The organism is Longirhabdus pacifica, assembly GCF_004115085.1.
In the GTDB taxonomy this organism is placed as follows: Bacteria; Bacillota; Bacilli; order Paenibacillales; family DSM-105158; genus Longirhabdus; species Longirhabdus pacifica.
On the sequence record NZ_QXJP01000006.1, the window covers coordinates 163,319 to 176,133 of the forward strand.

The window sequence follows — 12,815 nt, forward strand, 5'->3', positions numbered from 1 at the left end:
CATCAAAATAGATGAATGAACCAAATTAAAAAGTAAATATAAATGAACAAAGCACTGTCCTAAACAGTAAAGTAACGTTCTCCAAAAAAGTTAGAGTAAAAAATAGCTTTTGCGGGGAATGCCTATGCTGCTAAAGGGCAGTTTTTTTGCGTAAAAATGGGCGATGAATTTTATGTTATGAAGAGCTTTTTTGCAGTAAGCATCATATGGTGAAGTATGGATGATGGGTATTCATCATTAACATTTGACAGGATGGTGTTTTGCTTGAGTAAGTATCGTTTTGCGATTATTAAGAGTAAATGGGATAAAGCGAGATTATTAGCACAACATAATGAACTAAAAGCATATATTCCGGAATCAAGAAAGCTGACCTTACGCCATTTGCGCTACATGTTATTAAAGCATAAAACAGTTTACGTTAAACCGATTAGAGGTTCGAATGGCAACGGTGTGATGCGTGCACAATACAAACCAACAGCAAACTTTAAATTTCAATTTCAGATTGGAAATAGGACCAGAAGATTTAAATATTTAAAGGCCATGTACGTGGCGTTAAAAAGTAGTGGACTGAAAAGACCGTATATTATTCAAAAAGGAATACCTTTACTTCGTTACTATAATAAAATCAGTGATGTTCGTGTCATGGTTCAAAAAACAGTAAAAAAGGAATGGAAAGTAACAGGAATCGTTTGTCGCTCTGCTCGTGACAAAAAAATTATTACGAATGCAAGTAAAGGAGCAAAAGTACTTTCATTGCAAGAATTATTAAAGGGAGCAAACAAAGTAGAACAATATGAAGAAGTAAAAACCAAGTTAGAAGAAGTGGGAATCAAAGTAGCTACTATCCTTCATCGAAAATATCCGAAGTTGGGCGAATTAGGATTAGATATAGGATTAGACGATCAATTACATCCATGGATCATAGAGGTGAATACAAAACCTCTCATTAGAGTGTTTCATAAATTAGGAGATAAAAAAATTCTCAAAGAAATAAAAAGTGTCAGACGCGCTTACATCAAAATGATTGAAATAAATGAAAGTGAACATACTAATGAAAACGAAGGGCAGTATAAATCCAATGATTGAGGAGCTGCAATCGCAAACATGATTGTAAGTAGTCTAAGGTTTATCTATGTATGTTTACTCATCAGTTTAGCTGCCGGCTGTAGTTTCTTAACTGCACCGGCAGATTTGTTGACTGCACCAAAAGTAGCTACGAACTTGCAAAATTTAAGAGAATCCGTGACGACTTTATTACCGGATGGAGCAAAATTAACCATTCCTACGCAATCCAAATGGATTGGCTCTATTCAAGAAATAGATGTGTATGGAGATGAAGCAAATGAAGCTATTGTATTTTATAAACAAGAAGAGTTGCTGCATGTTGGAGTCCTTGTATTGGAAAAGATCGAAGAAAACTGGACACTAGTGCATCAAATTGAACAAGTTGGCTTCGAATTAGAAAGGGCAATATTTCAAGATATTACAGGGGACGGGCAAAAAGAAATGCTCATAGGTTGGGGCGGAGGAACAGAAGTGAGTTATGGTTTTTCTGCTTATACGTTTGATAACAGCGATGTGCGAGATATAGGAAGTTTAACCTATACGGATATCGTCATCGCAGATTTGGATGGAGATAATGTAGACGACCTGCTTTCATTTCAATTAGACAGTGAAACATCTTCTGGTTTTGCGTCTTATTACCGTTTTTCATCTGAAACAGAGGAATTAGAGTTAGTAAATGAAGTTGAATTATACGGTGATGTTACTGGATATAGCCAAATGATAGTGGGAAAAGCTTCATTCGATAAGACGGGAGTTTTTTTAGAATTAACAGCAGGTGATGTTGCGCATTATACTGCACTATTATTAGCGATGGATGGCCAACTACAAGATGTGTTCGCGACATCGGAACAATCAGAAGAAGAAAATATTCGCTACAAGCCTATTCCGACGATGAGTATGGATGTGAATGAAGATGGGATTATAGAAATGGACACGCTCGTCATTCCATCTAATACCGATGATGTATCGTTGAATGAGAGAGAATTGATTCATCGTTGGATGCAATGGGACGGAGATAACAAGCTCGTAAGAGTGCAGGAAAGTGTTATCGATAGTAAAGCAGGCTATCGCTTTGACTTTCCGACATTTTGGTGGGATAACATTACGTTAATTAAAGAAGGAGAGCAGGACATCGTCATTCAGTATTTTAACCCTAGTACACAAGAGCAGGCCGAGCTATTAAAATTACAAGCTTATTCCCTTACCAACTGGAGGGCGGAGAAAGAAAATTTACAACAAAATCAACAAACGTTTGTGGAACTGGGTTCAAGAAGAGATACAATGGTTATTGCTATTATGGCATCCATACCATATGATCTTTCACCACCGGCTCTGGCTGAATATAAAAATATGATGTTAGATGAAGAAACGATAAAAAAAAGCTTTCACTGGACGAATTAGTGCAATGATGTGGACAGGAGGTTGCTCTAATGAAAGTGTTAATTGTAGAGGACGAAACAGCGATACGGCATTTTATTGCGATCAATTTAAGACGTGAAGGAATAGATGTTATTGAAGCTTCTAACGGAGAAGAAGCACTGAAGATGGCATTGATAAACGAAAATAAAGATATAGATATTGCTGTATTAGATGTGATGCTACCTACTATAACGGGTTTTGACGTTTGCATTAAACTTCGTAAGCATCATGCCAATATGGGTATTATTATGCTCACAGCAAAGGGGGAGGAGCAGGATAAAATAAAAGGATTAGAGCTTGGGGCAGATGATTATATCATCAAACCTTTTAGCCCTGCTGAGCTGGTCGCGAGGGTGAAAGCATTACAACGGAGGAGAACTCCTGCCGTTAATGGAGAAAAGGTAGAAACGTTATATTCGGGTCCGTTTACTTTAGCGATGAAAGAACACAAATTGTACAAGCACGACATAGAAATGTATTTGACACCAACGGAATTTCATATGATGAGTCTGTTTATTCAACATCCAAATGAAAACATAAGCAGAGATGAAATTTTAAATGAAGTATGGGGTAGAAATTACATAGGGGATCTAAAGATTGTAGATGTAAACGTAAGAAGGCTGCGGAAAAAAATTGAAGAAGATGCATCCAAACCTAAGTATATTCAAACCATCTGGGGTTACGGGTACATATGGAAAGAGGAATAGCATGTGACTAGCATTCGAAGTAGGATCGTATTCAGTTTTATGCTCATTATTCTTTTTATCATTATTTTGCTGCAAATACTGTTTATTATGACGATGGAAAATTATTATTATGAAAGCGTGAGACGAGAACTTAATCATAATGCTAAAACGGCATCATTTTATTTAGAACGGTATTTACCTCAGGCATCCTTATACGAGCAAGCGTTATTTATGAGAGATAGTGTGTTTGTTAGACCGTATATTCGCATGGAAGTACTTAATTTAGACCTTATTAAAATGATGGACTCCTACGGGTTTTATGTAGAGTCTACATCCCTTTCACCAGATGTAGAGGAAGCCATAGAAGGTGGAAGATCGATATGGATTGGTAAGGATGAAATGACTGGGGAAAAAATATTGTCTATTTCTGCACCAATACGTCAGTCTAAAAAAAAAATAGGCATTATTCGCTATACCACTTCTTTAGCATTAATAGATAAACAAATTGCCCAAATTACATTCATTACTTCTGCCATTGCGTTTGTCATTGTTATGGTGTCCCTTCTCATTAGTCTGTACCTTTCTAAAACGATAGTAAAACCTATAAAAGAAATTAACAACGCCGCGATAACAATGGCAGAAGGTAATTTCCAATTGTCCATTGTGAAACGATATAATGATGAAATTGGACAACTTGCAGAAACGTTAAATTTTATGGCAAAACAAATATTGAAAAATGAAAAGTTGAAAAAAGACTTTATATCTTCCATTTCACATGAACTAAGAACACCACTTACTTCGATCAAAGGTTGGAGTGAGACGATGATAACAGGTGATTTACACAATAAAGAAGAAACGAAGCAAGGCTTACTCATTATATCCAAAGAAACAGATCGCTTGTCTGCATTAGTAGAAGACTTACTTGATTTTTCTAAGTTGCAGTCGGCACAATTAACATTGTCTAAAACACCGATGAATGTCATCGAATTGCTGCAAGAAGTGTTTCATCAGTATGTGATGACTGCTAAACAGAAAGAGATTGCAATTACACTTCAATACGTTAAAGACTCCATCATTCTGATAGCAGATTACAATCGCTTGAAGCAAGTACTGATTAACGTCATTGATAATGCGTTAAAACATACGCCTCAGGGAGGTGATATTATAATTGAAGTGGAAGATAAAGCAGAGTACGTGATGATTTATGTTCGTGATACAGGGGAAGGAATATCCCAAGAAGATTTGGCACATGTGACCGAAAAATTTTATAAAAATAGTCCACATACCGCCGGCAGTGGACTAGGTCTGGCCATTTGTAAAGAGCTGATGGAACTACATGGAGGTTCATTATTAATTGAAAGTATATTAGGACAAGGTACCGTTGTAGGTATACGATGTCCTAAACATCATGCATAAGATGAATGAACGTGTTCAATCAACTTATTACCGCAATGCATAAGATGAATGTATTTAAAAAATGTATCATTCATGACTTGCGGCTGCTACGATGGCATCCCAAGTTGTTTTCACATCATCTTCTGTTGTAATCCAGTTACTTACAGCGATGCGAATAGCAGGTATGCCTTGGTATACAGTAGGTGTTAAAAACGTTTTTCCACTGCCATTTAGCTTGACCAGAAATTGATGAATGGTTTCTTTTGTAATATTTTTTTGATCTAGCGTAAAGCAAACAATGTTTAAATGCACGGGAGATAATAAAGTAAATAACTTCGATTTTTTTATTTTTTCACCAAATAATGAAGCGATGCGGCAATGTCGTTCTACAATGTCGATATAACCTTCTTTTCCATATGCCATGAGAGCAAACCAGACAGGTAGCGCACGTAAGCGTCTGGAATTTTCAGGGGTATAATCGATCATCGAAGGTTCATGACCTAAATAAGGAGCTGCATTATAGAATACTTCGTATTGCAGTGCTTTATGTTTCGTAAGTTGTATAGCGGAATCGTAAGGCACATTTAACCACTTATGCGCATCAATGGTGATGGAATCTGCTTTCTCTATTCCCGATAACATAGCTTGGTAGCGAGGAGAACATGCAGCAATGCCGGCAAAAGCAGCATCTACGTGCAACCAAAAAGGATATGCTTCTTTTAACGCTAGTAGCGCATGCAAATCATCGCTGTCGCCAGTATTGACGGTACCGCAATTGGCAATCACAATGCATGGTGTTCCGTTTAATTTTTGTAGTTGTTGTTCTAGCAATGGGATGTCAATCGCTTCTCTATTCTCTTGTTTCGGTATGACTTGTAATTGTTTTCTCCCTATTCCAAGCATAGATATTGCCTTGTAGATGGAAGAATGAGGAGTTGCACTCAGTATGGGAAAGGCGTTTAAGTGAAATAAGCCCTCTTCTGCTACGTTAATACCTTGTTGTTTTGCTAACCACTGCCTTCCTACTGCTAGACTGACAAAGTTCGCCATCGTTGCACCACTAACAAACGAAGCATATAAGGAATCAGGTAAATCTAATAGTTGCTTAAATAATGATAATGCTTCTTGTTCTATGACGTATTCCACATCTCCTTGATTCCCGCCCATTGCATTTTGATCATAAATACTACTTAACCAATCTCCAGCAATGGATGCCGGTGTCGCACCACCTGTGACAAAGCCGAAATAACGAGGGCCTGCTGTCGCTTTAAGGTCCTGATTGAATTTTTGTATAAAATACTGCAACGTTTGTTCTCCACCTAATCCGTTAGCAGGTAAAGTCTCATGCTCTTTATGTTGACTGACAGGGGACACAACGTGATCAGCGATTTGATCATAATGGGAAACACTATGGTGTTTTACTTGCTCTAAAAGAGCCTGAAATTGCAATTTATCATGTTCTAAATGTGGATGCATCAAGATTTCCTCCTATGATATGATTTGCTGCATCTTAACATGTGGGAGTGTATAACAGTCAAATGATAAGATTAACAGTGCGATACAAAAAATGTTCCCTGCTTATGTAAACAGGGAACAAGATGATGACAGTATCATATCTGTTATTTGTTTTTTATGATGTGGTTTACTTTTGAAGTGGAACTTTATAGGTGGTATAACCTGTTCCGCCGAAGATGTCACTATAAACGTTGTTACGGATGTATAGATGTTGATCTCTTATTTCTGTTTCTATTTCGATTTCTTCCCCATTCAGCATTGCCATCTTTTCATAAAGCACGTATTCTAACATTTGGTCATCTTTTTGTAACGTCACTTTCATTGTAGGTTCATCCCACTTCACTTCTACTCCGAGGGAATCGCTAGTAGCTCTTACAGGAATCATATCTTCACTTTCAAATGTTTCAAGATCATATTCCGCTGCAAAGGATTCAGATTTTGCAGAAGTTTCGAATGTTACAGTCACGTCTTCTTCAATTGAGGCAAATGTCCAGTTTCCATCCGCACTTGGGTTAATAGTTTCATTTTCAATAATGTAATTAATAATAATTTGACGATTTTCATCAGGAGAATCAATGACAACTTTGTCTTCGCTACCTAAGTTAGGAAAGCTTCCGCCACCGAATGCACGGTAGTTGTTCGTTGCTACGATAAATGATTGTTCTAAATCAATCGGTTTGCCATCGTATTGAAGATTGACAATACGATTTGCTCCCTCATTAATGATTTCACCTGTGCTGTTGTCATATTTTGCAGGTTGAGTAATATCAATTTCGTACGTTACACCATCGATGACATCGAAATTATACGTTGGGAATTTTTCATTTTTAATATGCTGCGGTGCTGTTGTGTTGACATCGATTTGATTAAATTGGCCTGCGGACATCTCTAGCCATTCTTTCACTTCTGCTCCTGTGAGCATAACTGCTTTAAATGTGTTCGGATAAACGTATAAGTCTGCCACGTTTTTGACTGCGATTGTCCCTGCTTCCATGTCTGTATAATTATTTGGATCTCTATAACCGGATTTAAACGGTGCAGCAGCAGACAATACAGGCATACCATCGTATTCTGTACCTTGAATATATTTCTCAGCGTACCAACGTTGAGCGTTATTTACAATTTGAACCGACGGATCATCTTGTATAAGCGCAAAGAAACTGTTGATAGGTGCGGTCGTTGTACCTACTGGTCCTCTTATGTAAGTTAACGTATGCTCATGATCGTCTTTTAAAGCATCGATGATGTCCTGATCTGCATCAACTAAAGACCCTTCATTTCTGTCGTATATTGCAAGGTTTGTACTTTGACTGTCTACGACTACCCATTCCCCATCTACTTCTTCAAGTTTTAAGTCAATGATGCCTAGGTGATTTCCCCAGTACCCTGGCATGACAGAAGCAACTCCATTAATCGTGCCTTTTTCAATATTAACGCCTTCTACATCACTATATTCTTCACTTGGAAACAGACGATGAGAATGACCGAACAAAATGGCATCTATGCCTTCTATTTTACTCAGATCTGCTACGGCATTTTCTGTATTCCCACTTATAGAAGATATACCAGAATGAGGAATGGCGACGATGATATCTGCACCTTCTTCTTTCATTTTAGGGATATACATTTCTGCGGTTTCTATCATACTTTTTGCAATGACTTGTCCTTCTAGGTTACTTTTATCCCAAGTCATAATTTGTGGAGGGACAAATCCGATGACACCTACATTTAAAATGACATCTTTACCGTGGCTATCTTGAAACGTTCTTTCTAAAATAATGTATGGATCATAGCGGTGAACGTCATTGGTAGGATCGTTGTCCCCGTCATCGTTGAACACGTTTGCGCTGACATAGGGGAAATTGGCTCCTTCTAATGCTCTTTCTAAAAATTCTAGTCCGTAATTAAATTCATGATTGCCGATGTTTCCTGCGTCGTATCCTAGCTCATTCATTGCTTTATATACAGGATGTATCTCACCTTGTTCTAACGTATCCACTTTAGCGACATAATCGCCCATTGGATTCCCTTGGATCAAATCTCCGTTGTCAAACAACATGCTGTTATTTACTTCTGCTCTTGCTTGTTTGATTAACGTAGCTGTTTTCACAAGACCATATTCATCTGTTGCTTCGTCTTTATAATAGTCGTAATTCAACACGTTCACATGGATGTCTGTTGTTTCCATAATTCTTAGGTTTAGCGTTGCGTCTTCTTCTGCAGCAAAAGATATTGGTGCGGTCGTTAATGATAGAGCAAGTAGAGATGAAACGATAGGTGTAATGAATTTTTTTTCTTTTTTTCGTGCCATTTGTACCTTCCCCCAATTTAGTTGATAGATGATAGGTGTAGTGATATGTGTATTTCTATGGTATGACGTGTTATTCAACACAAAACATATCATACTTTTTTATAAAATGAAAGCGTTTTTATATTAATATTTACTTGTTAAACAATTCAAAGAATAACCTAACAAAAAATGTGATTTTCCATAAGATAATTATGAACTTTATGCTGTTATGTCATGAAAAAGCCTCTCACATATGATAGGATATGAGTAGGATTAAAAGGGGGAAGTTCATATGAGCCATATCGATTCCATTTTAGATAAAGCAATCAAAGGAAAGCGGTTGAGCATGGAGGATGGAATTGCTTTATTTGCTTCAAATGAGGTGGAGAAAATTGGTCATGCTGCTGATCAAGTGATGAAAAGGTTTCATCCTGATCCAGTTGCTACATTCGTCATAGGGAGAAATGTAAACTATACGAATGTATGTGATGTATATTGTCGTTTTTGTGCTTTTTATCGAGGGCCTGATTCAGATGAAGGGTATGTGCTTCCAAATGAAGTTATATATGAAAAAATTCAAGAGTTAGTCGATGTAGGTGGCACAGAATTATTAATGCAAGGTGGGGTAAATCCTAACTTACCATTCTCATATTATCTTGAATTATTAAAAGAGATTAAAAATAGATTTGATATCCATGTTCATTCTTTTTCTACTGTGGAAATTAGAAAGATGAAAGAACTATCTGGTTTAGCTACGTATGAGGAAGTGTTTGCGGAGCTGAAAAAAGCGGGGCTTGACTCTCTTCCTGGTGCAGGTGCTGAAATGCTGGTCGATCGAATTAGAAATAAAATTAGTCGACTGAAAGGTTCTTGGCAAGAATGGATAGATATTATGAAAGCTGCACACCGAGCAGAGTTACACACCACGGCTACGATGGTTATTGGTTTCGGTGAAACGATGGAAGAAAGAGTGCTGCATTTAATGCGCATTCGTGATGCACAAGATGAGGTCATCCAACAAAAATTAAATACGCCAGGATTTCTGGCATTTATTATTTGGACTTTCCAGCCAGACAATACCAATTTAAAAGCGGAGAAAGTATCCAATGAAGAATATTTGAAGACGTTAGCTATTAGTCGTTTGATGTTAGATAACATTCCTAACTTCCAAGCCTCATGGGTTACATTAGGACCAGAAATAGGGAAAAAATCTTTATCTTATGGTTGCAATGATTTTGGAAGTACCATGTTAGAAGAGAACGTGGTTTCCGCAGCAGCATGTACACATAAAGTGAACATTGAACTCATCTTAAAGTTAATACGTGAAGCTGGTAAAGTACCTGCGTTACGCAATACCCGATATGATATTCTAAAAACATACCAGCCTGATGATGGAGTAGAGAAGGATTTTATCCTCCAAAACTAAAGCATGTATGTCATGCAAAAATAAAGTGGAGTAAGTCAGTAACTGTAAGACATGTGTGAGTAAGTAAACTTCCTCATTATAAGTTGTATGTATCCCAGTGTGAAAATGCAATGATAAAAATCTTCTGGCTGCACTCTAGTCAGTTGATTTTCTTTTTTATGCTTTTTTCTAAAGAAATCATTTTCCATGCTTACCATGCAATTCATCGTATATATGCTTTCTTAACCCCATATACTTTAAACAGGTAATGGAAAGGAGAAAGTGTATGAAATTGATTTCGGTATTCATTTATGAACCGTTTAAAGAGGAATGTGAGCAATTACTTCAACATATAAAACAATTGCAACAAGAAACATTACATACACATAAAATGAAATTGCATTGGGAAACGGAACAAATCGACCACCAACAACTTCATGTTACTTTTTATGCAAACGATCAGCATCATGTAGAACCGTTGTTGGATATTGTATTAGCTGGATTGGCTAAACATATTGTAGCTTTTTACGAACGTAATTTTATGTTGAAATTAATAAAGAAAAAATTGCATTATTTGTATGAGCAAACGATTCAAAATGTTTGTGATTTTTGTTGGGATATCATGTATGAAAATGATTGTAGTGGAACAAATTACAGTACAATTGGCATGAGGGAAGATAAGTTAAAACAAGAGTTGTTGGTGTATATTCAAAATGAAGATACGCTGCATTTGCCTGGTTCTGTATTTTTTCGTTTCCCTGACTATCGTGAAGAATTAAATGCATGCATTGACTATGCTGTGGATGAATATATGATCGAACATCAATATCAGGAATTTATGACACTGTTAAAGTATTTTGTAGAAGTGCAAGAGAGTAAAATTCCGATTGCACACCTTATTCATCTACAAAATTATGATTTCTTGTTGTTGGATGAACAGTTCCAGCCCATTAAAACGGATAAGATAGATAAATTTGTGATGGAAATGATAGATCAAGATTTAAATTATGAAGATACGATTGTGAGCACATTAATAACCGTTTCTCCTCAAAAATTGTATATTCATACACTAGAACCAGAAATGCAAGCGATTAAAACGTTACAAAAAATATTTCAACAACGTTCTGTCATTCGAACTGATTTGCAGTTTATTGAACAGTTCCGACAGGCAGTACGAAATAAAACGAAATTAAAAGGCAATATGAATGAAAATGGAGAAATATTTCTAAATTAGTTTAAGTGGAATAATTTAGTTTTTCGTGAATGCTTTTGCACTTTAAAAGACAGAAGTTTTTCATATTAAAAAAAGAAAAACATACAATTTTTATGTTATTATTTCCAAAATAAGTATATAAATTGGATTAACTTATATACTGCTTTGGAAATGTATTATATATTTATTCAATAAAATCAAAAGAAATTATTTAATTTTGAAGACATTATGTTAAAATGTTTTATGAAATACATTGTCATTTAGGGCTGTAATTTAATGTTTTTCTTCGTATATAGAATATGGGGTGTAGTGAAAATTGCAAATGTCTTTTCGTTGGTACGGTCCTGAAGATCAGATCACTTTAGAACAAATTAAACACGTTTCTAAAATAGAGGGAATCGTTACAACGGTGTATAATATTCCAGTCGGACAAGTGTGGACACAGGATAAAATTCATGAAGTAGTAACGCAAGTTATGGACAAAGGACTGGAACTGAAAGTAATGGAAAATGTTCCTGTTCATGATCATATAAAATTGGGCGATGTATCGAAACGATTTTATATCGAAAATTATAAACAAACCATTCGAAATTTATCGCAGTCAGGAATCAAAGTGATATGTTTTAACTTTATGCCTTTATTTGATTGGTCCCCTGTTTATTTCCACGGATTTGATCAAGATGAGTCCATTCATTCCTTTTCCTATGATGAGCATATTTTAAAGGTGAAGATGCTGATCGATGGCAAATGGGATAAATGTGGATGGAAGATAAAGTATAGTAAACATGAAATAACGCGATTGATGAAGGCGTATAAGCAGATGAAAGAGGGAGAGCTTCTAGACAATCTCATGTATTTTATAGAGGAGATTGTACCAGTAGCAGAACAAGAATCTGTCAAGTTAGCATTTAATCCTGATGACCATTTATACTCTATACTAGGTTTGCCTAGAGTCGTTCCTGATATGAAAACGTTGGAGTTTATTTTGAACCAAGTAGATAATCCTTATCTTGGTTTATCCCTATCTACAAAATCTTATGGAGCTACGCTGCAAAAAGATATTTTTTCTATTATAGAGTTGGCAAAACATAGAATATATTACGTGCAAGCTTGCAATAAGTTAAAAGCGCAGAGTGGAATTCATACGCCTCCATCTCAACATTTAAAAGAAAATTTCATTAATACATTGAAAATTTTAAAAAAACTAAAAGATGTTGGATTTGACGGACCAATCACACCAGAGTATCGCAGTATTGTTTTTGAAGAGTCGAAAAATGCACGATATGGTTTATATGACAGAGCATTAGGCGCTACGTATTTAAACGGAATATTGGATAGTCTGTTTGAACGAAGTGTTTGATTGTGTTTGAATGAACACAAGAACAATGAACACATAGAACTCTAAAAATGAAAAAACAAATATAAACCAATATGTTAACATATTTTAATGAAATTAACTTGACCGTCCATCGAAAAAATCTTATAATGTTTCACAAGAAATCAAAAACATAACCATTAGTGATGATAAAGATACGGATTTATGAGTTTTGAAATGAATCAGAGAGGGAGAACTTGGCTGCAATTTTCCCCGTTTCAACATAAATTCACCACTTGGAGCTGTAATTGGGAAAAGGATAATGTGATATTTCACTTTATTCGCAGTATCAATTACCGGTGCATTCCCGTTATAGAATGATGGAAGGACTCATGGTGCCACATTATTTTATGTTTTAAAATGGTGGTAATGTGAGTTGAACAAGGGTGGAACCACGACGACACACGCTCGTCCCTTTTAGGGATAGAGTGTTTTTTTATGTGTAAAAAAGA

9 protein-coding genes are annotated in these 12,815 nt (G+C 36.1%); 7 read left to right on the forward strand and 2 right to left on the reverse strand.

Going from position 1 to position 12,815, the window contains the following annotated elements; translation table 11 throughout:
* Window positions 1-264: 264 nt before the first annotated feature.
* From D1Z92_RS06805 to D1Z92_RS06820, 4 genes are read left to right on the forward strand one after another with little or no spacing between them, the layout of a single operon-like run.
* Window positions 265-1,086, forward strand: a complete 822-nt coding sequence (locus tag D1Z92_RS06805) for a YheC/YheD family protein (protein WP_164931486.1) — start codon at window positions 265-267, stop codon at window positions 1,084-1,086.
* 18 nt (window positions 1,087-1,104) lie between these two features.
* The gene (locus D1Z92_RS06810; RefSeq protein ID WP_128894911.1) at window positions 1,105-2,466 is read left to right on the forward strand and encodes an FG-GAP repeat domain-containing protein; all 1,362 of its coding nucleotides are present in this window, start codon (window positions 1,105-1,107) and stop codon (window positions 2,464-2,466) included.
* 29 nt (window positions 2,467-2,495) lie between these two features.
* The gene (locus D1Z92_RS06815) at window positions 2,496-3,191 is read left to right on the forward strand and encodes a response regulator transcription factor (protein WP_128894912.1); all 696 of its coding nucleotides are present in this window, start codon (window positions 2,496-2,498) and stop codon (window positions 3,189-3,191) included.
* A 3-nt stretch (window positions 3,192-3,194) separates the two neighbouring features.
* Complete coding sequence (locus D1Z92_RS06820; protein WP_128894913.1) at window positions 3,195-4,586, forward strand: sensor histidine kinase; 1,392 nt, start codon at window positions 3,195-3,197, stop codon at window positions 4,584-4,586.
* Between the two features lie 66 nt (window positions 4,587-4,652).
* Here D1Z92_RS06820 and D1Z92_RS06825 read toward each other — a convergent pair whose 3' ends face one another.
* Window positions 4,653-6,041, reverse strand: a complete 1,389-nt coding sequence (locus D1Z92_RS06825; protein ID WP_128894914.1) for a pyridoxal phosphate-dependent decarboxylase family protein — start codon at window positions 6,039-6,041, stop codon at window positions 4,653-4,655.
* Between the two features lie 166 nt (window positions 6,042-6,207).
* Window positions 6,208-8,391 (reverse strand): bifunctional 2',3'-cyclic-nucleotide 2'-phosphodiesterase/3'-nucleotidase, encoded by a 2,184-nt coding sequence (locus D1Z92_RS06830; RefSeq protein ID WP_128894915.1) that lies wholly within the window; start codon window positions 8,389-8,391, stop codon window positions 6,208-6,210.
* Window positions 8,392-8,662: 271 nt separating this feature from the next.
* Between D1Z92_RS06830 and mqnC the strand changes: the two genes are divergently transcribed.
* The 3 genes from mqnC (at window position 8,663) to D1Z92_RS06845 (ending at window position 12,348) form a co-directional block, all read left to right on the forward strand.
* Window positions 8,663-9,796, forward strand: coding sequence for a cyclic dehypoxanthinyl futalosine synthase (gene mqnC, locus D1Z92_RS06835; RefSeq protein ID WP_128894916.1), 1,134 nt, complete (start codon window positions 8,663-8,665; stop codon window positions 9,794-9,796).
* 265 nt (window positions 9,797-10,061) lie between these two features.
* On the forward strand, window positions 10,062-11,009 hold the full coding sequence (locus D1Z92_RS06840; RefSeq protein WP_164931487.1) for a putative sporulation protein YtxC: 948 nt from the start codon (window positions 10,062-10,064) through the stop codon (window positions 11,007-11,009).
* 301 nt (window positions 11,010-11,310) lie between these two features.
* Entirely contained in the window at window positions 11,311-12,348 is a 1,038-nt protein-coding gene (locus D1Z92_RS06845) for a mannonate dehydratase (protein WP_240666601.1), read from the forward strand.
* Window positions 12,349-12,815 lie beyond the last annotated feature (467 nt).